We start from the raw sequence: 20,650 nt of genomic DNA on the forward strand, positions 1-20,650 counted from the left end.
TCAGCGTGCCTCGTGCAGCGCCCGCCGCAGTGCGGCGCCCTGCAGGTCGAACAACCGTTGGCTGGTATCCCAGTCCGGCAACAGCGAGTCGAACCCGTGGCACGTGCCGGGGTAGACGTGCAGTTCGGTGGCCGTCCCCGACCACATCAGCCGCAGCGCGTAGTCGATCGCCTCGTCACGCAGCGGGTCGAGTTCCGAGCAGGTGATCAACGCGCTCGCCACTCCGGTCAAGTCCGCACATCGTCCGGGTGCGGCGTCCGCGGTGGCCGGGCGACCGGCCAGGTAGTGCTGCCACATCATGTCGACGGCAGGCCCGTCGAACCCCGGAGTGCCGCCGAACTCGTCCTTCGACGGCATCGGCCGGTCGTCGAGCACCGGTTGATGTAGCAGCTGGAACACCACCTCCGGCGCCGCGCCCGCAGCGGCGCGCTGGGCCAGTCGTGCCGCCAACGCCGCGCCGGCGCTGCTGCCCGCGACGGCCAGCCGGCCCGCGTCGATTCCGAGCCGGACCGCGTTGTCGGTCACCCATTCCAGCACCGTCATCGCGTCCTCCAACGCGGCGGGGTACGGGTGCTCCGGTGCCAACCGGTAGTCGACCGACACCACCGTGCACCGTCCCCGCCGTGCGAACTCCACACACTGCAGGTGGTCGGTGTCGAGGTTGCCGAGCACGAAAGCTCCTGCGTGGCAGTAGATCACCCCGGGTGCGGGTGCCGCGCCGCCTCGGTAGACGCGCACCGGCACCGACTGCGCCTCCAGGTTCTCGAACTCCACGCCGATGAGTTCGAGGTGCCGGGCGGTTTCGGCGCGACGCTGGTTCAGTGAATCACGCACCACTCCGAGCAGGTTGGCCGACAGGTCGGTGCGGGCTCCGGCGAGGTGGCCGAGCGCCGGGTCCAACCGGCCCTCGATATCGCGTCCCGTCGCGGCCATCGTCGGGCTACCGGTTCGCCGATGCCCCGGCCGAGCGGGCGGCGGCAGATGTCGCCGCCGGCGGTTCGAAGCTGTAATCGGCCGGCCTGAACCGTCGGGTCATCCCCCAGAACGCCCGGGCACTGCGCGGCCACTGGGTGACCACGCGCCCGTTGGGAGCGCGAAAGTAGCTGCTGCACCGGGTCAGCCAGACGGTGCCCTGCATCCAGTCGTCGATCTTGGCCGTGAACTGCGCCATCACCTGTGGCCGCACGGCGATATATGTGCGGCCCCTGCGACGCATGTGCGTCAACGCCCGCACCACGTAACGCGCCTGGGCCTCCAGCATGAAGATCACGCTATTGGATCCGACGTTGGTGTTCGGGCCGTAAAGCATGAAAAAGTTGGGAAATCCGGGCACCGTCATACCCAGGTAGGCGTAAGCCCCGTCCCGCCATGTCTGTCGCAGCGTGGCCCGATGCTCGCCGACGACGTCGATCTGCCCCAGATAGTCGGCGGCGGCGTAACCGGTCGCGCACACCACCACATCGACGTCGAGTTCGGTGCCGTCCTCGGTGATCAACGACCGCGTCCGCAGGGCACGCGCGGGACTCGACACCACGTCGACATGCGGTCGGGTCAGTGTCTGCAGATAGTCGCCCGCGAAGACCAGGCGCTTGCAGCCCAACGGATGGTCCGGCGTCAGCTTGCGGCGCAACTGTTCGTCGGGCACCGAGGCCTCCAGCGTGCGCAGCGCGACGGCCGTGAACTCCTGGGTCTTGTCGCTACCGTGCTCGATCACGGCGATGTTGGATTCGCTGCGCAGCCACAGCCGCGTCCGGTAGAACCGCTTGGCGAACGGCACCCGGGCAAACACCCACTTCTCGCGTTCGGTGTACTCGCGATCGGGCTTGGGCAGGATCCACGTCGGTGAGCGCTGCACGGAGTACACCTTGGCCGCGACCTTGGCCAGCTCGGGAACCAGCTGCGCGGCTGTCGATCCGGTGCCCAGCACCGCCACCCGCGCCCCGGTCAGGTCCACGGAGTGATCCCAGCGCGCGGTGTGCATCACCGTTCCGGTGAAGGGCTCCTCCTCGATGAGGTCGGGAAGGACGGGGCGGGAGAACAGGCCGACCGCGGAGACCACGACGTCGAACCGGAACCGCTCGCCCTTCGCCGTTGTGAGCGTCCACTTCCGGGTCTCAGCCTCCCATGCCGCCGAGGCGATCTCGGTGTTGAGCCGAAGGTGTGGCGCGAGCCGGTAGCGCTGTGCGCAAGCCTCGAAGTAGCCGAGGATCTCGGGCTGCGCCGACCACATCCGCGACCATCCCGCGTTGAGGTCGAACGAGTAGGAGTACAGGTGCGACTTCACGTCGCAGGCCAGGCCGGGGTAGGTGTTGACCCGCCACGTGCCACCCACGCCGTCCTCGCGGTCGAAGATCGTGAAATCACGAAAGCCGGCCTTGCGCAGAAAGATTCCCAACGCCAGCCCGCCGGGGCCGGCGCCGATGATCGCCACCGACGGGCTCATCCGATTCGAAGGCATTGCCCCCCGTCCACGACGAGTTCTGCTCCGGTGATGAACGAAGCCCGCTCGGAAAGCAGAAAACTCACGGCGTCGGCCACTTCGAGCGGCGTGCCGAGGCGGCCGAACGAGGCGGCCAGCCTGGACTGCGTGGTCTCGTCGAGCATCGGGGTGGCGATCGGTCCGGGAAATACGGCGTTGACCCGGATCCCCTCCTGGCTCAGTTCGGCGGCGGCGATCTGGGTCAGCCCCCGCAGCGCCCACTTGGCCGACCCGTAGGCGGCGTGGTGGGGAAACGGTCGCATCGCGCCGGTGCTGCAGGTGTTGACGATCGCCGGGTTCTGCGCCGCGCGCAGGTGTTCCAACACCGCCTGCATACCGAGAAACGGCCCCAGGCAGTTGACGCGCCAACTCGTCTCGAATCCGGCGGGTGTCTCGTCGGCCAGCAACGCCCGGTGCAGCACACCGGCGTTGTTGACCAGAGCGGACAGCGATCCGAACCGGTCCACGGCGACGTGCACCGCGGTGTGCCACTGCGATTCGGAGGTGACGTCGAGTTCGACGGCGGTGATCTCACCGTCGAGTGCGTCCACGGTGGCGTGCAGTTCGGTGGTCAGGACATCGGCGGCGACGACAGCGTAGCCGTCGTCCAGCAGGCGCGCGACGATCGCGGCGCCCTGTCCGCGGGCCGCGCCGGTCACCAGCGCCACGCGACCGCTCACCGGGCCTCCTCGAGGTGCTCGAGCGCGCCGCGTCGCAGCGCCTGGGACTCCGATGCGAGTGTGATCATCGTGAACCCCAACCGGGCCATGGCCTTTCCCCGCGCGCCGGTCCCCGCATGGATACCGGCCACCAGGCCGGCCGCCGTTACAGTCGCGGCGATGCCGGCCAGCGCGTCGCGCACCTCGGGTTCGGTCCACGCATCGGCGGGACGGCGCCCCAACGAGATCGCCAGGTCCGCCGGGCCGACGTAGACCCCGGCCAGCCCCGGCACGGCACAGATCTCGGACAGCGCCGACAGTCCCGCGGTCGTCTCGATCATCGCCAACACCGAGGCACGCTCTTCGTGCGCCACGGGGTCGGGCCCCAGGCTCGGGCTCAGCGGTCCGTAGCTGCGCACCCCTGCGGGTGGGTACCGGGTCGCGGCGACGGCCGCGGCGGCCTGCTCGGCCGACTCGACCATCGCGATGAGCACCGCGTCGGCGCCCGCATCGAGCACCCGCCCGATCGGCGCGGGAGCGGCCGACGGCAGTCGCACGGCGGTGGCGATCGGCACATGTTCGAGTCGCCGCAGCAGCAGTGCCACGTCGGCGTCGTCGAGATAGCCGTGCTGGAGGTCGAATCCGACGTAGTCGTAGCCGGCGTTGGCGAACTCCTCCGGGCCGATCACCGTGGGTCCCACCACCCACCCGCCCCACACCGGTCCCCCGGCGGTCAGGGCCTGTTGCAGTCTGCTCGGGCTCATTCGGCGATCGCAATCTTGACGCGTTCGGGGGTGGGCCGGCAGGCCAGGTCGAACGCGGCCTGTACCTCGTCGACGCCGAAGGTATGGGTGACGTAGGCGGACAGCAGCTCCGGGTGTGACCGCGCGAATGCGTCGGCCTCGCACAGCACGCGGTTGCGGTCGCGCGTCACCCCGGATTTCAGGGTGAGGTTGTTGCGCAGCATCGCGCGCATGCTGATCGGGTAGCTGTCGTCGTCGGGGACGCCGAAGTAGAAGATCGTCCCGCCGGGTGCGGCGGCCTCCACGGCGTGGCCGAGGGTGGCCACCTGGTGACCGACGGCCTCGATCACGATGTCCGGGCGGTCGCCGGGTGCCAGGTGGCTGACCCATCGGTCGCTGGTGGCGCGCACCACCGTGTCCACCCCGAACTCCCTGCCGATCGAGTCGCGGTCGATCGGATCGACGCCGGTGACATGCCGTGCACCGAAAGCCTTTGCCGCGTAGGAGAACAGCAAACCGATCGAACCTTGCCCGATGACGGCGACGTCTCGGCCCGCAAGGTCACCGAGCTGTTCGAGGGCGTAGAGCACGCAGGCCAGTGGCTGCAGCGCCACGGCGTGCGCGGCAGACAGTGCCGGGTCGTAGGCCGCCAGTCCGTCACCGTCGGCGACAACGCGTTGCATCAGGCCGTCGAAACCCGACGCCCAGCCGGCGACCCGCGCTCCCACCCGGTGCTGCGGGTGGCGGCTGGCCAGCACCTCACCGGCCACCTCGTGGATCGGAAAGCCGGCCATCTCGGCGGCACTGCGGCCCAGGTCGCCCGCGATCTTGCCGCGCACCCCGCGAAACGGGGGCAGGTCACTGCCGCACACGCCCGCGGCCGCGAAGCTCAGCAGCACCTGGCCGGGACCCAGATCGTCGGCCGTCTTCTCGGCGATGTCCACCCGTTCCAACGTGTAGGGCGCGACGAGACGGTATGCCCACACCTCACACCTCCACCGGAAGGCTGTTGTAGCCCCACTGGAAGCTCGATGGCGGCCGGGAGGCCTGCTCGCCGACGATCCGGTATTCCGGTACCCGCCTGAGCCATTCGGTGACCATGACCGCGATCTCGAGTCGCGCCAGGTGCACACCCAGGCAGAAGTGCTGTCCGCGACCGAAGGCCAGCAGACGTTCGATCGGCCGGTTCCAGATGAACTCGTCGGGGTCGGGGTATTCGCGCTCGTCGCGGTTGGCCGATGCCAGCAGCGTGATGATCCGCTGACCGGGGTGGATCGTGGTGTCGTGGATCGTCAGCGGTTTGCGCACGGTGCGCGCGAACCACTGCGCCGGTGCGCAGAACCTGATCATCTCTTCGCGCGCCACGGCCACGTTGGCGTCGAGATCCGCACGCACGGCAGCCAACTGGGCGGGCCGACGGCCCAGTTCCCACAGCCCGTGCGCGACGATCTTCGGCACGGTTTCGGTCCCGCCGATGAAGATGCCGAGCAGCTGGGTGGCGGCCTCGACGTCGTCGAACTCCGACCCGTCCGGGAGGCGGTAGGCGATCAGGTTCGTGACGATCGGATTGTCGGTCCCCTGCGCGCGGGCGTCCTGCACGATCGGCACCAGGTACTCCAGATAGCCGGGCCGGGCGTTGGCCACCTCCACCCCACTGCCGGGCTGGGCCAGGCTGCCCGCGTTGACGGTGCCGAGCACCTCGGAAGCCAGTTCTGTTGGGATACCCAGCAGTTCGCACACCATCGAGGCGGCGACGATGCCGCCGTAGTCCTGAGTGAGGTCGAAGCTGCCGCGGGGCAGCAGGTCGTCGAGACGCTCGTTGGCCAGTGCTCGGATCCGGTCGGCCATAGCCGTCACGGGTTTCGGCCGCAGCGGCGCCGACGTGCAGCGCCGCACACTCTGGTAGATCGGCGAGTCGAAGTTGGCGTGAAACGGCATCGGGTGCAGCGGTGGGTCGGGCACCGGGCCGTCGTTGCGGCGGGCCAGAACCGCTGCGGCGGGCAATGTTCCCTCCGATGCCACCAGGGTGCCGTCGTCGGTCTCCAGCACCCGCCAGATGTCGTCGAACCGCGACAGCGCGTAGGTGTCCCACTTTTCGATGTAGTACACCGGATAATTCTCACGCAGGATCCGGTAGTAAGACGGCGGGTCGGCCATCACCGCCGGGTCGAACGGGTCGTAGGAGAAACCCTGCAGCACTGGGGTGTTCATTTCAGCGGCGACGGCGGCAGCGCGGCCAGGATCGAGTCCTCCCACCCGTCGCGCAGTGCGGGTGCCACGCTCATCCAGGTGACGATCTCGGCGGGTGGGCTGTCCTTCCAGGACGGGTAGTGGTTGGCGAAGCAGTCCCAGTCGCCGTCGAGGGCCCAGTAGTGGATGACCTCGTTGAACCGGAACGTGGTGATGAACGATCCGAGCCAACGCTTTCCGGTGCGCTCCGACCACGGCACGTAGAGCCGCTCGAGTTCACGGATGTAATCGTCCTGACGCCCGGGCTTGGTCTGCATGATCTCCTGGATCACCAGGCCCGCGCTGAACTTCGACTCCTGCAGTTGCGCGAGGGTCTTGTTGAACTTGCCCGCGTACATGATCCGGCCTTCCCCGGTGGCGCCGATCTCGGCGAGGAAGGCCGACCAGGTGGTCGCGGCCCCCTCATGGCTGCCGCCACGCGCCTGCGCCTTGCCGATGCGCGCGTAGTCGGCGAAGGCGTCGATCTCCCAGACGATGGTGACCTGCGGCCAATGTCCGTTGTAGGGGGTCGTCTCCCAGATCGCGAACAGACGCGCGCCGAGGTCTGCCATCATCGGGTGATAGACCTCCTCGAAGACCTGCGTGAAGCGATCACTTCGCGCGCTTCCCAGCGAGATCGTCTCGTGCAGGTACAGAAGCGTATGCCCGTAGTACTTCTTCATGCTCGGCACCCGGTTGACAGCAGCACTCTGCGAGCGTGACACTTGCGACGTGATTTGTAAAGGTATCGGCGAGCTGTCGGCGATGGCGGGCGGTTTCTGCTTCGGCGAGGGGCCGCGGTGGTTCGAGGGGCTGCTGTGGTTCTCCGACATGCTGGGCGAGGCCGTGCACACGGTGAACCTGCAGGGCGCGATGACCACCCTGGCACTGCCGGGCCACGCGCCGGCCGGGCTGGGTTTCCGGCCCGATGGCTCGCTGCTGATCGTGTCGACCGGGAGCCGCCTGCTGCTGCGCTACGACGGTGAAACCGTCAGCACACTCACCGAATTGGGGGCCATGGCACCTGCCCCGCTGGGCGACATGGTCGTCGACGACACGGGACGTGCCTACGTGGGGTCGCAGGCGTTCGAGGGCGGGGTCATCGTCCGGGTCGACGTCGACGGGGCGGCCACCGTCGTGGCCACCGATCTGGACTTTCCCAACGGCATGGCGATCACCGCGGACCGTCGGACGCTGATCGTCGCGGAGTCCACGGCGCGGCGGTTGACGGCGTTCACCATCGGCGCCGACGGAGCCCTGACCGAGCGCCGGGTCTTCGCCGACGGTCTCGACGGGCCGCCGGACGGTATCTGCCTCGACGCCGACGGCGCGGTGTGGGCCGCGCTGACGCTGGCACACCAGTTCCAGCGGATCGCCGAGGGCGGCACCGTGACCGAGCGCATCGACATCGGCGAGCGCACCGCGATCGCGTGCGCGTTGGGCGGTCCCGAACGCCGCACCCTGTTCCTGCTGTCCAGTACCGACGCCTACCCGCAGCGGTTGATCGGCACCAAGGACTCGCGACTGGATGCCGTGACCGTCGACGTCGCCGGGGCGGGGCTGCCGTGAGCGACTCCTACTACGAACTCGTCGACCCCGCCGACCCCCTCGGCGAGAAGTTCGCCGCGACCGACTTCGTGCGCAGCACCTGGTCGGCCGCCATCCAGCACGCCGCGCCGGTGTCCGCGCTGCTGGTGCGCGCCATGCAGCGCTGCCAGGCCCGCGAAGACACCCGGCTCAGCCGCGTCATGGTCGATCTGCTGGGCGGCGTGCCCGCCGACGGAGACCTGTGGGTGCGGTCGCGAATCGAACGGCCCGGCCGGCAGATCGAACTCGTCGGCGCCGAGATGCTCGCCACCGGAGCCGACGGTGAGCCGCGACCGGTCGCCCGGGCCAGCGGATGGCGGCTCAAGACCCTGGACACCGCACAGGTGCTGCACGCCTCGGCGGCGCCACTGCCGCCGCTGGCCCAGGCCCGCGACCGCGACATGAAAAAGGACTGGGACCCCAACTATGTGCACAGCCTCGATTGGCGGTGGCTGACCGAGCCGCTGGCCGAGGGCCCCGGCGAATCGTGGATCAAACCCAAGGTCGACCTCGTCAACGGCGAGGCGATGACCACGCTGGAGCGGTTGTTCGCGATCGCCGACTGCGCCAACGGCATCGGCACCAAACTCAACCCAAGCAAGTGGACGTTCATGAACACCGACCTCGTCGTCCACATCCACCGGATACCCGACGGGGAGTGGGTCGGCGTGCGCGCCGAGACCAGTTACGGACCCGACGGTATCGGGACCACGATCGGCACCCTGTTCGATGCGACCGGGCCCGTCGGGGCGATCCAGCAGTCGGTGCTGGTGCGTCCGATGCCGACCTCTTGAGCACCTCTTTTTTCAAGCGCGAGCAGACGCAAAAGTCGCCGACACGCCGAGACAACTGCGCATTTTGCGTCTGCTCGCGGCTATTCGATGAGCCGCAGTGCGCCCACGGGGCAACCCGTGACGGCCCGCAGCAGCCGGTCGCGGTCGCTCTCGGGACGTTCGGCGTCATGGATCACCACGATGCCGTCGCCTCCTACTTCGAACACATCCTCGGCGATCGACTCGCACATGCCGTGTCCTGTGCACTTGTCCAGGTCGACTTCGACGCGCATTCCGGCGCCTACCGCACGAACGCCGGAAGGCGCTTGACGCCGTGGACGAAGCTGCTGTACAGCAGGTCGGGCTCACCGATCTCGATCGTGGTCAGCCGAGTCAGCAGTTCCCGGAACAGGATTCGCAACTCCGCTTTGGCCAGCTGGCTTCCGAGGCAGAAGTGCGGCCCGCCGCCGCCGAAGCCGAGGTGCGGGTTGGGTGAGCGCTGCAGGTCGAAGACGCCCGCGTCGGGGAAGACGGTTTCGTCGCGGTTCGCCGAGCAGTAGAACAGCCCGAGCTTGTCACCTGCGAGCACCGGGTGGCCGTTGACCTCGGTGTCCTGGGTGGCGAACCGGGCGAATTGCAGCACCGGCGTGGAGAATCTGACGAACTCCTCGACGGCCAGGCCGATCCGGTTGTCGAAATCAGCTGTCAGCCAGTCACGTTGGGACGGGTTGGCGACCAGCGCCATCATCGCGTGCGTGGTGGTCTGCTTGGTGGTGTCGTTGCCCGCCGAGGCCAGCAGGATGAGGAACGCGCCGATCTCCTCGTCGGTGAGCCGGTGACCGTCGACCTCCGCGTTGACGATGCTGGTCATCAGGTCGTCGCCGGGATTCTCCCGCCGGAACTTTGCCAGCTCGATCCCGGTGTTGGACAACAGGTTTATCTGCGCGACCGGGTCGCCGGCCCCTTCGTCGGGGGTGCTGTACTCCTCGTCGGTCAACCCGAAGAGCTTCTCGGCGGCATACGCCACCTCGGGTTGGTCGGCCCGGGGCACCCCGAGCATGTCCATGATGGTGCGCATCGGCAGTTTGGCCGAACACGCCGAGACGAATTCCACCTCGCCGGCCCCGACGAGTTCGTCGACGATGCCGACCGCGTTGCGGTGGATCTGCTCCTCGATCTGACGCACGTTGCGCGGGGTGAACGCCGAACTGATCAATCGGCGATACACGGTGTGCTGAGGCGGATCCATGGTCAAGAAGAACGACGCGAACCGCTGGATCTCGGCGGGCATCGGGTTGAGCGCCACGCCCTGCGCGGAGGTGAACAGTTCCGGATGTTGGCTGACGAACACGATGTCCTCGCGGCGAGTGACCGCCCAGAACCCGGGTTCCTCCAGGCCGAAGATCGATTCCCACGGCTCCTGCCAGGTCAGCCCGGGCGTCGCGCGCAGTTGCGCAAAGGTCTCGTCACGCACATCGAAGGGCCGACTCCAGAACTCCTGCGAAGATATGTCGAAGCCGCTGTATTCTCGCTGCTCAACCGTGGCTGCAGTCACCGGTCCAGCGTGACACTTCGCGGATTATTTGTAAAGGTATGGGGGTGCAGGAGAACGTGGCCGGGGTCGACAACACCACCCGTGAGCGGATCCTGGCCGCCACGGCCGAGGTGCTTGGCCGCCACGGCATGACCAAGCTCAGCCTCTCGGAGGTGGCCAGCGAGGCCGGGGTGTCGCGACCCACGCTGTACCGGTGGTTCACCGACAAACGCGATTTGCTCGACGCGTTCGTGGTGTGGGAGCGCAAGTACTACGAACGCGCCGTCGCCGAGGCGACGGCCGGGCTGCCGGCCAACGAGAAACTCGACGCGGCGCTGCGGGTGATCGTCGAATATCAGCAGTCCTATCCCGGTCTGCGCATGCTCGACATCGAACCCGAACAGGTCATCAAGCGACTTTCCCGAGTGATTCCGCTGATGCGCCAACGGCTGGAACGGCTGGCCACCGGCGCCGACCCGGGGCTTGCGGTGGCCACCGCGGTGCGCGTGGCGGTGTCGCACTACCTGGTACGCAGCGACGACGACGAAGACTTTCTCGACCAACTGCGTCACGCCGCGCGGGTCAAGCATCACGCCCCTTCTGACGCCCCCTGAGTTCGGCCAGGATCTCGCCGGTGTGTTCGCCGAGTGCCGGCGCGGCCGACCGCGGCGCCCACGGCGTGCCGTGAAAGTCCGCCGGCGAGGCCACCATCGGCACACTGGACTCCCCTTCGGGCACGTAGATCACGCCGCCGCTGGCATGGAACTGCTCGTCGGCCACCACATCTTCGAGTGAACTGATCGGCGCCCAGAAGAAATCCGGTTCGGCGGCAAAGACTTTCGCCCACTCGTCGAGACGTCTGGTGGCGAAGATCTCGTCGAGCTCGGCGATGAGCCCGGCGGCGTTGGCCGCACGCGCGTGCGCGGTCTCATAGCGGGGGTCGGTCAGCCAGTCGGGCCGCCCCACGGCGCGGCACAGCGGCGGCCAGTGCCTGCTGCCCTGCAGGCCCACGATCCAGAACCGCCGACCGTCGCCGGCGGCGTAGTTGTTCATGCACGGGTTGGCCATCGCCTCACGCTGCCCGATCGCGACGGAATGCCCGGTCATCAGAAACGTGTTGAGGTCGAAGCTGACGGTGTAGGCACCTTGGCGATACAGCGAGGTGCTGACCAGTTGTCCCCTGCCGGTGCGTGCACGGGCGACCAGGGCCGCGCACACCGCGGCGGCCAGTGTCATCCCCGCCGAGTGGTCGCCCATGCCGCCCCGCTGAAACGGTGGGGTGTCGCCGGGACGGGTCAGCAGGTGCGCCAGGCCCGCCCGCGCCCAGAACGCGGCCACGTCGTAGGCGGCCGCGTCGGCGTCGGGTCCGCCCAGCCCGTATCCGGTGATCAGGCCGTACACCAACCGCGGATTGCCGTCGGCCAGCACGTCGAACTCCAGGCCCAGCCGCGCCAGCGCAGCGGGCCGGATGTTGGTGAGGAAAACGTCTGCGTCCCTTATTAATTCGTGTGCAGTGCGACGTCCGTCCTCGGTCGCCACGTCGAGCACAATGCTGCGCTTGCCCCGGTTGTCCATCTCGAACGGTGGGCTGATGTCCTCGTCGAGGCCGAGCATCCTGCCGAACGTGCGCGCCGGATCGCCGGTGGGCGGTTCGATTTTGATGACGTCGGCGCCCCAGTCGGCCAGAAGGCCGCCGGCCGCGGGCGCCGCCACCCACACGCCGAGTTCGACGACCCTGACGCCTTCCAACGGTCCGGCCACTGACCACCCTCCGAATCGCCTTACAAATTTCACCCGATCCGTAAACTGACGAGGTGAGCAGCGTCCCGTCAATCGTCGGCCTGGCGTCGCATCTCGGACGCGGTGTCCAACGTATCGCCACCGACGCGGTCGTCGGGCGCGCACGCGCGCTACCGCGCACCACCGACGAGCTCGACGCCGCGCAGCTGTCCCGGCTGATGGGCCGGGGCGTGGCGTCGGTGTCGACCATCGGCGCCGACGCGGGCACCTCCTCGCGGGCGCGATTGGCGCTGACCGGCCGCGACGTCCTCGGCGCGGTCCCCGCCTCGGTGTTCGTCAAGATGCCCGCCGAAACGGTGGCCACCCGGATGATGGGCGAACTGGGCCGGCTGGCGGTCACCGAGACCCGGTTCTACGCGGAGTTGGCGCCGCGCCTGCCCGGCGTGCCGGGGTATCACGGTTCGGCGTTCGACGCGTTGACAGGCCGCTTCGTGCTGGTGCTGGAGGATCTCGGCGCCGATCACTGCGTCTTTCCCGACACCCTGCATCCGCTCGACGAGGGCCGCGCGGGCCTGGTCGTCGAACTGCTGGCCCGGGTGCATGCGACGTTCTGGGAGCGCGTCCCGAAATGGCTCTACACCGCATCGGCCGACAGCGTGTCGCTGCTGACGGGCTCGCTGCTGAAGACCTCGGCACGGCGGATCGGCGCGCGGACCGACATCCCTGTCGAACGGGGCCGGTTCATCGACGACAACTACCGTGCGGTCGCGCGGCTGATCGACGCACCGCCGCACACCGTCATGCACGGTGACGCCCACCCCGGCAACGTCTACTTCCGCAACGGCGCGGCCGGGTTGCTCGACTGGCAGGCGATGCGCCGCGGCCATCCCGGCCGCGAACTGGCCTGCACGCTGGTCACCGCCATGACGACCGAGGACCGTCGCGCCGGCGAGCGGGGCCTGCTCGACGCCTACCGCGCGGCGCTCGTCGCAGCCGGTGGGCCCGAACTCGACGCCGAGGACCTCTGGCGCCGCTACCGGCAGGGCGCGCTGTACCCCTACGTCGCCGCGCTGATCACCGCCGGACTGGGCGGGATGCAGGACGACGCGATCGCGCTGGCGGGCCTGCGCCGCGCGGTCGCGGCGCTCGAGGATCTCGACACGGTCGAACTTCTGAGGAATTCGCTGTGACCGACCAACTACCATCACCGAAACCGCACCGACGATTGAGGCGCTCGACGTGAACGAACCACTGCGTGACGCGACCGGAGCCGTCGAGGACACCTCGACCAGGCACCGGATCCTCGTCGCCACCGCCGAGGTGCTGGCGCGCAGCGGGCAGACGAAGCTGAGCCTGTCGGAGGTGGCGCTGCAGGCCGGGGTGTCCCGGCCCACGCTGTATCGCTGGTTCGCGTCCAAGAACGAGTTGCTCGACGCGTTCGGCGCCTACGAACGCGAGATGTTCGACACCGGCATCAGCAGGGCCACCGCCGGTCTGCGCGGCACCGAGAAACTCGACGCGGCGCTGCGGTTCATCGTCGCCTACCAGCACTCCTACTCCGGGGTGCGACTGGTCGACATCGAACCGGAGGTGGTCATCGCACAGCTGTCCCGGATTCTGCCTGTGATGCGAGCGCGCTTGGAGAAGCTGCTGACCGGGCCGAACGGAGCGGTCAAGGCGGCCACCGCAATTCGGGTCGCGGTGTCGCATTACATCGTGCGCAGCGACGACGACGACCAGTTTCTGGCTCAGCTGCGCCACGCCGCCGGGATCAAGCAGAGCACCTGACGCGCGATGACAGGCCGCACCTAGATGCCCAAACGGACAGACGGGCGAGAAAGTGCGAGTGAATCTCGCCAAAACGTCGATCTCGGCACAGGAGTCAGCCGCGTCAGCGACGAGCTCGAGATCGCCCGACTGCTGTATCGGTACGCCCGAGCAGTCGACACCAAGGACTGGGAGTTGTACCGGTCGGTGTTCACCGACGATGCGCACATCGACTATTCGTCGGCGGGCGCGGTGGTCGGAAGCCGCGACGAGGTCGTCGACTGGTTCGCGGCCAACTTCGGTGTCATCCGGTGGAGCATGCACTACATCACCAACATCGAAAGCGAGATCGACGGCGACACCGCGACAGTGCGGGCCATGTTCTACAACCCCATGCAACTACCCGGCATGGACGAGATGAGCAGCTGCGGCGGCTACTACCACCACGAGCTCGTGCGCACGCCGGGCGGATGGCGCAGTCGCCGCCTGCGCGAAGAGAACGTCTGGTTCGTCAACGGCCCCGCCGGCTGACCGCCGGGCGTGTGCCCAGATCGACGTAATGGCGCGATCTTCTCGCACTTTCGCGCCCGTTTGTCCGTTTGGGCGATTAGATCTCGGCCGCCAATTGGCCGCAGGCGGCGGCGATTTCGCGGCCGCGGGTGTCGCGCACCGTGCATGACACGCCCCGCTCGCGGACCCGCTTGACGAACTCACGCTCGGCGGGTTTAGGGCTGGAGTCCCACTGGCTGCCCGGTGTCGGGTTCAGCGGGATGACGTTGACGTGCACCAACGGCCCGAGCGCGCCGTGCAACCGCTTACCCAACAGGTCGGCCCGCCACGGCTGGTCGTTGACGTCGCGGATCAGCGCGTACTCGATCGACACCCGGCGGCCCGTCACATCCGCGTAATACCGTGCGGCATCGAGGGCTTCGGAGACCTTCCAGCGGTTGTTCACCGGCACCAGGGTGTCGCGCAGCTCGTCGTCGGGGGCGTGCAGCGACAACGCCAATGTCACACCGAGGTGTTCGTCGGCGAGCTTGCGGATGGCCGGCGCCAAACCCACCGTCGACACCGTCACCGAACGTGCCGAGATGCCGAACCCGTGCGGCGGCGCTTCGGTGATCCGGCGCACCGCCGCGAGCACCCGGGTGTAGTTGGCCAGCGGTTCACCCATCCCCATGAACACGATGTTGGACAGCCGACCGCCATCGCGGTCGCGCAGTTCGACGGCCGCCGCGCGCACCTGCTCGAGAATCTCGGCGGTCGACAGGTTGCGGGTCAGACCGCCCTGCCCGGTCGCGCAGAACGGGCAGGCCATGCCGCATCCGGCCTGCGACGAGATACAGACCGTGTTGCGCTGCGGATAGCGCATCAACACCGACTCGAACGTGGTGCCGTCGACCGCGCGCCACAACATCTTGCGGGTCTCGCCGGCGTCGCATTCGATCTCCCGCACCGCATCCAGCAGCTTGGGAAACAGGGTCTCGGCGATCTGCTCGCGCACAGCCGCGGGCAGATCGGTCATCTGATGCGGGTCGGCGATCAGCCGAGCGTAGTACTGGTTGGCCAGCTGTTTGGCGCGAAACTTCGGCAACCCCAGGTCAGCGACGGCCGCGATGCGACCCGCCTGGTCGAGGTCGGCGAGGTGCCGCGGCGGCATAGCGCGGCGCGGGGCATCGAAAACCAGCGGCAGGGAGGTCGGCATGGGCTGTAGACCAGTATCCCATCGCCATCAGATGAGCGCGTGCCGGTGCTCCTCGCGCGGCTCGCCGGCAACGGTCGCGAACGCCTCGAGGGCCGCCGCCAACTCCTCGCGCTGATCCGGTGTCATCTCCCCCAGGATCCGGCGGATCGCGATGCGGCGATGGTGGATGACGCGGTCGATGAGCGACTGCCCTTCGGCGGTGAGCGTCAAGGCGATGTTGCGCCGATCGGCCGGATCGTCCTGCCGGTCGACCAACCCGAGCTTGAGCAACCGGTCGCAGATCCGGCTGGCGTTGGAGGCGCTGACCTGCAAGCCGGCCGCGACCGCGGCGAGGTTCATGGCACCGCGGGTCGCGATCATCATCATCACCCGCAACTGGGCCACGGTCACCACGTCGTCGACCGTGGAGATCGAGGCCGCGGTGATGCCGACGAGCGCTCGTGAGGCCCGCATCACCGATTCCACCTGCTCGCTCGTCACGCCACCGCCGCGACCGGCCATCTTCCCCTCGCTTCTCTACCCGGACGACTTATCAGACTGCAATCATTACTTGTTTGCAATCACTACGCACCGGCAAATCCCCACCCATGCAGGCCTTGACGCTACCGCCCGGCGAGTTTCCGTCTGGTCCCTGATGCCCGGTCAGCTGCGCATCGCGGTCGCGGTGATTCTCATGGTCGGTGCGCTGGCACTGGTCCTGACCAGCTGTCCGAGCAGTCGCGACGGGATGCCCGGTCAACTCGCGACCGCGAAGGAGGAGACGGACTCGGCGGCACGCTCGGGGGCGCTCGCGCTCGATCTGTGGCTGCAACGCCGGTCGACGCGCAACCTGGCGGCCGTCGCGCTCAGCGACGCACGTGATCAGATCGCCCAGTCCTTCTCGGGCATCGCCGTTCTGCGGGCCGAAGATCCGCAGGACGTGCACCGGCAATCGCTGCTGACCGAGACGATGACGGTGCTGATCGGTCAGCTCAATGCCGCCAATGCCGCGGTGCGCGCCGTGGGCGGCCAGCCCGATGCGCGACAGCTGCGGCAGTCGATGCTCGACACCATCGACCGGCTCGACGCCGATTACCGCTGATGAACCGCCTGTTCGCGGCAGCGCTGGGAATTCTCACCGCCATCGGCGGATTCCTCGACATCGGCGATCTGGTGACCAATGCCGTCGTCGGTTCCCGGTTCGGACTGGCGCTGGCGTGGGTGGTGCCGGTCGGTGTGGTGGGCATCTGCCTGTTTGCGAACATGGCCGGCCGGGTGGCCGCGGTAAGTGGTCGCGCCACGTTCGAGATCATCCGCGAACGGCTCGGACCGCGCACCGCGGCAGCCAATCTCGGCGCGTCGTTCTTCATCACGTTGATGACCGTGACCGCCGAGATCGGCGGTGTGGCGCTGGCGTTGCAGCTTGCCACCGACGTCGGCCCCAACCTCTGGTTTCCGGTCGCTGCCTTCGCGGTGTGGGTCGTCATCTGGCGTGTCCGGTTCACCACGATGGAAAACGCCGCCGGTCTGCTCGGCCTGTGTCTGATCGTCTTCGCCGTCGCCGTGTTTGCGCTGTCGCCCGACTGGGGCGCGTTGGCCGCCCAAGCCGGCGCACCGACGATCCCCACGACCGAGTCGGCCGCCACCTACTGGTATTTCGCCATCGCACTGTTCGGCGCGGCCATGACCCCCTACGAGGTCTTCTTCTTCTCGTCCGGGGCGGTGGAAGAGGGTTGGACCGTCAAGGATCTCGGCACCTCTCGACTCAACGTGCTGATCGGCTTTCCGCTTGGCGGGTTCCTCTCGGTGGCCATCGCCGCATGCGCCGCGATCGTGTTGCTGCCGGGACAGATCGAGGTCACCTCGTTGTCTCAGGTCGTCCTGCCGGTGATGGCCGCGGGCGGAAAGCTCGCCCTGGCGTTCGCGATCGTCGGCATCGTCGCCGCAACGTTCGGCGCCGCCCTCGAGACCACCCTGTCCTCGGGCTACACGTTGGCGCAGTTTCTGGGTTGGACGTGGGGCAAGTTCCGCACGCCGGCCGAAGCGTCGCGATTCCACGTCGTGATGCTGGTGGCGTTGATCGCCTGCACCGCAGTGCTTTTCACCGGGGTGGACCCGATCAAGGTGACCGAGTTCTCCGTGGTGTTCTCGGCCATCGCGCTGCCGTTGACATACCTGCCCATTTTGATCGTGGCCAATGATCCGGGCTACATGGGTAAACACGTCAACGGACGGGTCACCAACGCGCTCGCGTCGGTGTACCTGGTCATCATCCTGGTGGCCTCACTGGCCGCGATTCCGCTGATGATCGTGACGGGAGCGGGCAAATGAGCACATCCGAGTTTCCCGACGCCCCCTATCGCGGTCGCCTGCTCGACGCGCGACTGCACCTGCTGGACCGGCAGCTGGTGGACGACGACGGAGACCCGGTCGGCATCGTCGACGACCTCGAACTCGACGGCGTCGAGACCGGGGCCGACATCGCCGGGAAGGCTCAATCCCCGACGGTGAGCGCGATCGTGACCGGTCATGTGCTGCTCACCCGGATCTTCGGTGGACGACCCCCGGCCTCGCAGCTGCAGTCGGTCGCCTGGCGCGCTGTCGCCGAGGTCGGTGCCGTCGTCCGCATCGTCCGCGCCGACACCGATCTCGATCCCCCGTGGGTCGAGAGGTGGCTGCGTGATCGGCTCATCGCACACATTCCGGGGGGCCGCCGTGCTGCTGAGTGAACTTCTCGGGCTGCCGGTGCGTGACAGCGACCGCCAACCGGTCGGCACCGTCACCGACGTCCGCCTCAACCTCGCCGAGGACCGCGACACCACCTGCCCCACCCCGCAGGTGTTCGGCCTGGTGGTCAGCCCGCGCACGCGCTCGTCGTATCTCGGTTATGAACGCTCCGGAGTGAACGAGCCCCGCGTCCTGGCCGCGCTGCTGCGGTGGCGGCACCGCGGCACCCGCCTGGTGCTGTGGAACGACGTCGCACGCGTCGACACCGACGCGGTGACGCTTCGCCCGGGGTTCAAAAGCTATTCGCCCGCGCTGCCGACGGACTAAGACGGGCTACGCCAGCGCCGTCAGCACGATCCAGCCGGCCACCGCGGACGGCAACATCGCGTCGATACGGTCCATCAGCCCGCCGTGGCCCGGCAGCAGCGCACCCATGTCCTTGATGCCGAGGTCGCGTTTGACCTGCGACTCGACCAGGTCGCCGAGCACGCCGGTGATCACCAGGATCAGGCCGAGCGGCACGCCCACCCAGGCGGGCTTGTCGAGCAGGAAGGTCACCGACAGCACCGCAGCGACGATACCGAACAGCAGCGACCCGCCCAGCCCCTCCCACGACTTCTTCGGGCTGATCGCGGGCGCCATCAGGTGCTTGCCGAACAGCACACCGGCCACGTAGCCGCCGATGTCGGCGAACACCACGGTGGCGATCACGGTGAACACCCGGCCGCCGCCGTGCTCCTGGAAGATCAGCAGCGCGCTGAACGCGGCGAACATCGGCACCCACGTCGCGATCAGCAGCGTCGCCGACATGTCGCGCAGATAGTTCACCGGTTGGTGGCGCAGGCCCTGCCCGACCAGGCGCCACACCATGCAGACCACGATCGTGCCGCCGAAGGCGCCCAGCAGGCCCGCCACACCGAACGGCCAGGTCAGCCAGATCATCGCCTGTCCGCCGACCAGCAGCGGTACCGCCGGAAGCTGGTATCCGGCGTCGCGCAGTCGGCGGATCACCTCGTGCGTCGCGATCGGGATGAACACCGCCAGCACGGGCAGCCAGCCGATCGGCGCGAACAGCAGGATCCCGATCGCCATCGCGCCGAGCAGCACCCCGACGCCGATCGCGGCGGGCAGGTTGCGGCCGGCCTTCGACGCCTTCTTGGGCGGTTCTGCGACCGGCGTGTCTGCCACGGGACTCACGTGCTGATCGGCCACTAGACCTCCAGCAGTTCGCCTTCTTTGTGTTTGACCAGGTCGTCGATCTGCGTGGTGTAGGTGTGCGTGGTCTTGTCGAGGTCCTTCTCGGCGCGGCCCACCTCGTCCTCGCCGGCCTCACCGTCCTTCTTGATCCGGTGCAGTTCCTCCATCGCCTTGCGACGGATGTTGCGGATCGCGACGCGGGCGTCCTCCCCCTTGGCCTTGGCCTGCTTGACCAGTTCGCGGCGGCGCTCCTCGGTCAGCTGCGGGATCGCCACCCGGATGATGTTGCCGTCGTTGGTGGGGTTCACGCCGAGGTCGGAGTTGCGGATCGCGTCCTCGATGTTGCGCAGTTGGTTGGCCTCGTACGGCTTGATCACCACCATCCGGGCTTCGGGCACGTTTATGCTCGACAGCTGGGTGATCGGGGTGGGCGAACCGTAGTAGTCGACGTTGACGCGGGAGAACATGCCGGGGTTGGCACGGCCGGTGCGGATGGACGCCAGGTCGTCGCGGGCCACCGCCACCGCCTTCTCCATCTTCTCCTCGGCGTCGAAGAGGGTCTCCTCGATCACGGTGCTCGTCTCCTTCGCTGTTCGCGTGCGCGGTCCCTGCAGTCCTCGCGTGAGGAGGCCCGTCAAGTGGTGACCAGTGTCCCGATCTTCTCACCCGCGACCGCCCGCGCGATATTGCCGTCGGTCAAGAGGTTGAAGACCAGGATCGGCATGCCGTTGTCCATACACAGGCTGAACGCGGTGGCGTCGGCGACCTTGAGCCCACGGTCGATGACCTCGCGGTGGCTGATCGACGTGAGCATTTCGGCGTCGGGGTGCACCCGCGGGTCGGCGGTGAACACGCCCTCGACGGCCTTGGCCATCAACACGACCTCGGCGCCGATCTCCAGGGCCCGCTGCGCGGCGGTGGTGTCGGTGGAGAAGTACGGCAGGCCCATGCCCGCGCCGAAGATCACCACGCGACCCTTCTCCAGGTGCCTGCGGGCCCGCAGCGGAATGTAGGGCTCGGCGACCTGGCCCATGGTGATCGCGGTCTGGACGCGGGTCGCGATGCCCTCTTTTTCCAGGAAATCCTGCAGCGCGAGGCTGTTCATCACGGTGCCGAGCATGCCCATGTAATCGCTGCGGGTGCGTTCCATGCCGCGCTGCTGCAACTGCGCGCCGCGGAAGAAGTTGCCCCCGCCGATCACGACCGCGACCTGCACACCGCTGCGCACCACTTCGGCGATCTGGCGGGCGACAAGATGCACGACGTCGGGGTCCAGGCCGACCTCGCCGCCGCCGAACATCTCACCGCCGAGCTTGAGCAGTACCCGCGAATACGCGGGCCGGATCGGGGAGCGGGTCGCCGACGCCCCGTTGGGGCCGGGCTGCGCAGCGTCCTGGCCAGCGACATCGGGGTCAGGAGTCGCCTGGCCGGCGATGTTGTGATCGGCCATCCGACTCCTTCGGGTCCTCGCTTCAGCTCCCCCAACATCCTGCCTTATCGCGGCGGCATTGCACCTGCGGGGTCGCGCGGC

At 68.2% G+C, this 20,650-nt stretch carries 25 protein-coding genes; 10 read left to right on the top strand and 15 right to left on the bottom strand.

Features of this window, described 5'->3' with window-relative positions; translation table 11 throughout:
- From ABQE89_RS12965 to ABQE89_RS12995, 7 genes are read right to left on the bottom strand one after another with little or no spacing between them, the layout of a single operon-like run.
- On the bottom strand, positions 1–933 hold the full coding sequence (locus ABQE89_RS12965; RefSeq protein WP_448417052.1) for an alpha/beta hydrolase: 933 nt from the start codon (positions 931–933) through the stop codon (positions 1–3).
- 7 nt (positions 934–940) lie between these two features.
- Positions 941–2,458, bottom strand: a complete 1,518-nt coding sequence (locus ABQE89_RS12970; RefSeq protein WP_448417054.1) for a flavin-containing monooxygenase — start codon at positions 2,456–2,458, stop codon at positions 941–943.
- A complete protein-coding gene (locus ABQE89_RS12975; RefSeq protein WP_448417056.1) occupies positions 2,440–3,159 on the bottom strand; it encodes an SDR family NAD(P)-dependent oxidoreductase in 720 nt (239 codons plus the stop codon). Before ABQE89_RS12975 ends, ABQE89_RS12970 begins: the two co-directional genes overlap by 19 nt.
- Complete coding sequence (locus ABQE89_RS12980) at positions 3,156–3,902, bottom strand: HpcH/HpaI aldolase family protein (RefSeq protein ID WP_448417058.1); 747 nt, start codon at positions 3,900–3,902, stop codon at positions 3,156–3,158. The genes ABQE89_RS12975 and ABQE89_RS12980 overlap by 4 nt, the downstream gene beginning before the upstream one ends.
- Entirely contained in the window at positions 3,899–4,867 is a 969-nt protein-coding gene (locus tag ABQE89_RS12985) for a zinc-binding dehydrogenase (protein ID WP_448417060.1), read from the bottom strand. Before ABQE89_RS12985 ends, ABQE89_RS12980 begins: the two co-directional genes overlap by 4 nt.
- Position 4,868: 1 nt before the next feature.
- Positions 4,869–6,092 (bottom strand): cytochrome P450, encoded by a 1,224-nt coding sequence (locus ABQE89_RS12990; protein ID WP_448417062.1) that lies wholly within the window; start codon positions 6,090–6,092, stop codon positions 4,869–4,871.
- Positions 6,089–6,793, bottom strand: coding sequence for an NIPSNAP family protein (locus ABQE89_RS12995; RefSeq protein WP_448417064.1), 705 nt, complete (start codon positions 6,791–6,793; stop codon positions 6,089–6,091). The genes ABQE89_RS12990 and ABQE89_RS12995 overlap by 4 nt, the downstream gene beginning before the upstream one ends.
- An 82-nt stretch (positions 6,794–6,875) precedes the next feature.
- On the opposite strand from ABQE89_RS12995, the gene ABQE89_RS13000 reads away from it, so the two are divergent.
- The gene (locus ABQE89_RS13000; protein ID WP_448417206.1) at positions 6,876–7,679 is read left to right on the top strand and encodes an SMP-30/gluconolactonase/LRE family protein; all 804 of its coding nucleotides are present in this window, start codon (positions 6,876–6,878) and stop codon (positions 7,677–7,679) included.
- Entirely contained in the window at positions 7,676–8,491 is an 816-nt protein-coding gene (locus ABQE89_RS13005) for a thioesterase family protein (RefSeq protein WP_448417066.1), read from the top strand. Before ABQE89_RS13000 ends, ABQE89_RS13005 begins: the two co-directional genes overlap by 4 nt.
- Before the next feature lie 80 nt (positions 8,492–8,571).
- On the opposite strand, the gene ABQE89_RS13010 is transcribed toward ABQE89_RS13005, so the two are convergent.
- Complete coding sequence (locus tag ABQE89_RS13010; RefSeq protein ID WP_448417068.1) at positions 8,572–8,763, bottom strand: ferredoxin; 192 nt, start codon at positions 8,761–8,763, stop codon at positions 8,572–8,574.
- Positions 8,764–8,771: 8 nt separating this feature from the next.
- A complete protein-coding gene (locus ABQE89_RS13015; RefSeq protein ID WP_448417070.1) occupies positions 8,772–10,025 on the bottom strand; it encodes a cytochrome P450 in 1,254 nt (417 codons plus the stop codon).
- A gap of 44 nt (positions 10,026–10,069) precedes the next feature.
- Between ABQE89_RS13015 and ABQE89_RS13020 the strand changes: the two genes are divergently transcribed.
- The gene (locus ABQE89_RS13020; RefSeq protein ID WP_448417072.1) at positions 10,070–10,618 is read left to right on the top strand and encodes a TetR/AcrR family transcriptional regulator; all 549 of its coding nucleotides are present in this window, start codon (positions 10,070–10,072) and stop codon (positions 10,616–10,618) included.
- Here ABQE89_RS13020 and ABQE89_RS13025 read toward each other — a convergent pair.
- On the bottom strand, positions 10,587–11,765 hold the full coding sequence (locus tag ABQE89_RS13025) for a CoA transferase (protein WP_448417074.1): 1,179 nt from the start codon (positions 11,763–11,765) through the stop codon (positions 10,587–10,589). The two genes, ABQE89_RS13020 and ABQE89_RS13025, sit on opposite strands and share 32 nt — an antisense overlap.
- Before the next feature lie 53 nt (positions 11,766–11,818).
- Between ABQE89_RS13025 and ABQE89_RS13030 the strand changes: the two genes are divergently transcribed.
- From ABQE89_RS13030 to ABQE89_RS13040, 3 genes are read left to right on the top strand one after another with little or no spacing between them, the layout of a single operon-like run.
- On the top strand, positions 11,819–12,934 hold the full coding sequence (locus ABQE89_RS13030) for a phosphotransferase (protein ID WP_448417076.1): 1,116 nt from the start codon (positions 11,819–11,821) through the stop codon (positions 12,932–12,934).
- Between the two features lie 49 nt (positions 12,935–12,983).
- Positions 12,984–13,532: a TetR/AcrR family transcriptional regulator gene (locus ABQE89_RS13035; protein WP_448417078.1), complete on the top strand. Its 549-nt coding sequence runs from the start codon at positions 12,984–12,986 to the stop codon at positions 13,530–13,532.
- Positions 13,533–13,556: 24 nt separating this feature from the next.
- Positions 13,557–14,042 carry a nuclear transport factor 2 family protein gene (locus ABQE89_RS13040; RefSeq protein ID WP_448417080.1) on the top strand — a complete coding sequence of 162 codons (486 nt, stop codon included), beginning with the start codon at positions 13,557–13,559 and terminating at the stop codon, positions 14,040–14,042.
- A 76-nt stretch (positions 14,043–14,118) separates the two neighbouring features.
- Here the strand turns inward: ABQE89_RS13040 and rlmN are convergent, their stop codons facing one another.
- Entirely contained in the window at positions 14,119–15,216 is a 1,098-nt protein-coding gene (gene rlmN, locus ABQE89_RS13045) for a dual-specificity RNA methyltransferase RlmN (RefSeq protein ID WP_448417082.1), read from the bottom strand.
- Positions 15,217–15,243: 27 nt separating this feature from the next.
- Entirely contained in the window at positions 15,244–15,717 is a 474-nt protein-coding gene (locus ABQE89_RS13050; RefSeq protein WP_448417084.1) for a MarR family winged helix-turn-helix transcriptional regulator, read from the bottom strand.
- 133 nt (positions 15,718–15,850) lie between these two features.
- On the opposite strand from ABQE89_RS13050, the gene ABQE89_RS13055 reads away from it, so the two are divergent.
- From ABQE89_RS13055 to ABQE89_RS13070, 4 genes are read left to right on the top strand one after another with little or no spacing between them, the layout of a single operon-like run.
- The gene (locus ABQE89_RS13055) at positions 15,851–16,297 is read left to right on the top strand and encodes a hypothetical protein (protein WP_448417086.1); all 447 of its coding nucleotides are present in this window, start codon (positions 15,851–15,853) and stop codon (positions 16,295–16,297) included.
- A complete protein-coding gene (locus ABQE89_RS13060) occupies positions 16,297–17,526 on the top strand; it encodes an NRAMP family divalent metal transporter (protein WP_448417088.1) in 1,230 nt (409 codons plus the stop codon). The genes ABQE89_RS13055 and ABQE89_RS13060 overlap by 1 nt, the downstream gene beginning before the upstream one ends.
- Entirely contained in the window at positions 17,523–17,924 is a 402-nt protein-coding gene (locus ABQE89_RS13065; protein WP_448417090.1) for a hypothetical protein, read from the top strand. The genes ABQE89_RS13060 and ABQE89_RS13065 overlap by 4 nt, the downstream gene beginning before the upstream one ends.
- Positions 17,911–18,249 (top strand): PRC-barrel domain-containing protein, encoded by a 339-nt coding sequence (locus ABQE89_RS13070; RefSeq protein WP_448417092.1) that lies wholly within the window; start codon positions 17,911–17,913, stop codon positions 18,247–18,249. Before ABQE89_RS13065 ends, ABQE89_RS13070 begins: the two co-directional genes overlap by 14 nt.
- Positions 18,250–18,255: 6 nt before the next feature.
- On the opposite strand, the gene ABQE89_RS13075 is transcribed toward ABQE89_RS13070, so the two are convergent.
- The 3 genes from ABQE89_RS13075 to pyrH form a co-directional block, all read right to left on the bottom strand.
- Positions 18,256–19,134, bottom strand: a complete 879-nt coding sequence (locus ABQE89_RS13075; RefSeq protein WP_448417094.1) for a phosphatidate cytidylyltransferase — start codon at positions 19,132–19,134, stop codon at positions 18,256–18,258.
- A complete protein-coding gene (gene frr / locus ABQE89_RS13080) occupies positions 19,134–19,691 on the bottom strand; it encodes a ribosome recycling factor (protein ID WP_448417096.1) in 558 nt (185 codons plus the stop codon). The genes ABQE89_RS13075 and frr overlap by 1 nt, the downstream gene beginning before the upstream one ends.
- A gap of 62 nt (positions 19,692–19,753) precedes the next feature.
- Positions 19,754–20,569, bottom strand: coding sequence for a UMP kinase (pyrH, locus tag ABQE89_RS13085; protein WP_448417098.1), 816 nt, complete (start codon positions 20,567–20,569; stop codon positions 19,754–19,756).
- Positions 20,570–20,650 lie beyond the last annotated feature (81 nt).

Source organism: Mycolicibacterium sp. XJ1819, assembly GCF_053483675.1.

Excerpts from the sequence above, each read along its gene's own strand:
- ABQE89_RS12965 (WP_448417052.1), bottom strand. The coding sequence starts at position 933 with ATGGCCGCGACGGGACGCGATATCGAGGGCCGGTTGGACCCGGCGCTC.
- ABQE89_RS12980 (WP_448417058.1), bottom strand. The coding sequence starts at position 3,902 with ATGAGCCCGAGCAGACTGCAACAGGCCCTGACCGCCGGGGGACCGGTG.
- ABQE89_RS13055 (WP_448417086.1), top strand. The coding sequence starts at position 15,851 with ATGCCCGGTCAGCTGCGCATCGCGGTCGCGGTGATTCTCATGGTCGGT.
- ABQE89_RS13000 (WP_448417206.1), top strand. The coding sequence starts at position 6,876 with ATGGCGGGCGGTTTCTGCTTCGGCGAGGGGCCGCGGTGGTTCGAGGGG.
- ABQE89_RS13010 (WP_448417068.1), bottom strand. The coding sequence starts at position 8,763 with ATGCGCGTCGAAGTCGACCTGGACAAGTGCACAGGACACGGCATGTGC.
- ABQE89_RS13040 (WP_448417080.1), top strand. The coding sequence starts at position 13,557 with ATGCCCAAACGGACAGACGGGCGAGAAAGTGCGAGTGAATCTCGCCAA.
- ABQE89_RS12990 (WP_448417062.1), bottom strand. The coding sequence starts at position 6,092 with ATGAACACCCCAGTGCTGCAGGGTTTCTCCTACGACCCGTTCGACCCG.
- ABQE89_RS12995 (WP_448417064.1), bottom strand. The coding sequence starts at position 6,793 with ATGAAGAAGTACTACGGGCATACGCTTCTGTACCTGCACGAGACGATC.
- ABQE89_RS13050 (WP_448417084.1), bottom strand. The coding sequence starts at position 15,717 with ATGGCCGGTCGCGGCGGTGGCGTGACGAGCGAGCAGGTGGAATCGGTG.
- pyrH (WP_448417098.1), bottom strand. The coding sequence starts at position 20,569 with ATGGCCGATCACAACATCGCCGGCCAGGCGACTCCTGACCCCGATGTC.
- ABQE89_RS13065 (WP_448417090.1), top strand. The coding sequence starts at position 17,523 with ATGAGCACATCCGAGTTTCCCGACGCCCCCTATCGCGGTCGCCTGCTC.
- ABQE89_RS13060 (WP_448417088.1), top strand. The coding sequence starts at position 16,297 with ATGAACCGCCTGTTCGCGGCAGCGCTGGGAATTCTCACCGCCATCGGC.
- ABQE89_RS12970 (WP_448417054.1), bottom strand. The coding sequence starts at position 2,458 with ATGCCTTCGAATCGGATGAGCCCGTCGGTGGCGATCATCGGCGCCGGC.
- rlmN (WP_448417082.1), bottom strand. The coding sequence starts at position 15,216 with ATGCCGACCTCCCTGCCGCTGGTTTTCGATGCCCCGCGCCGCGCTATG.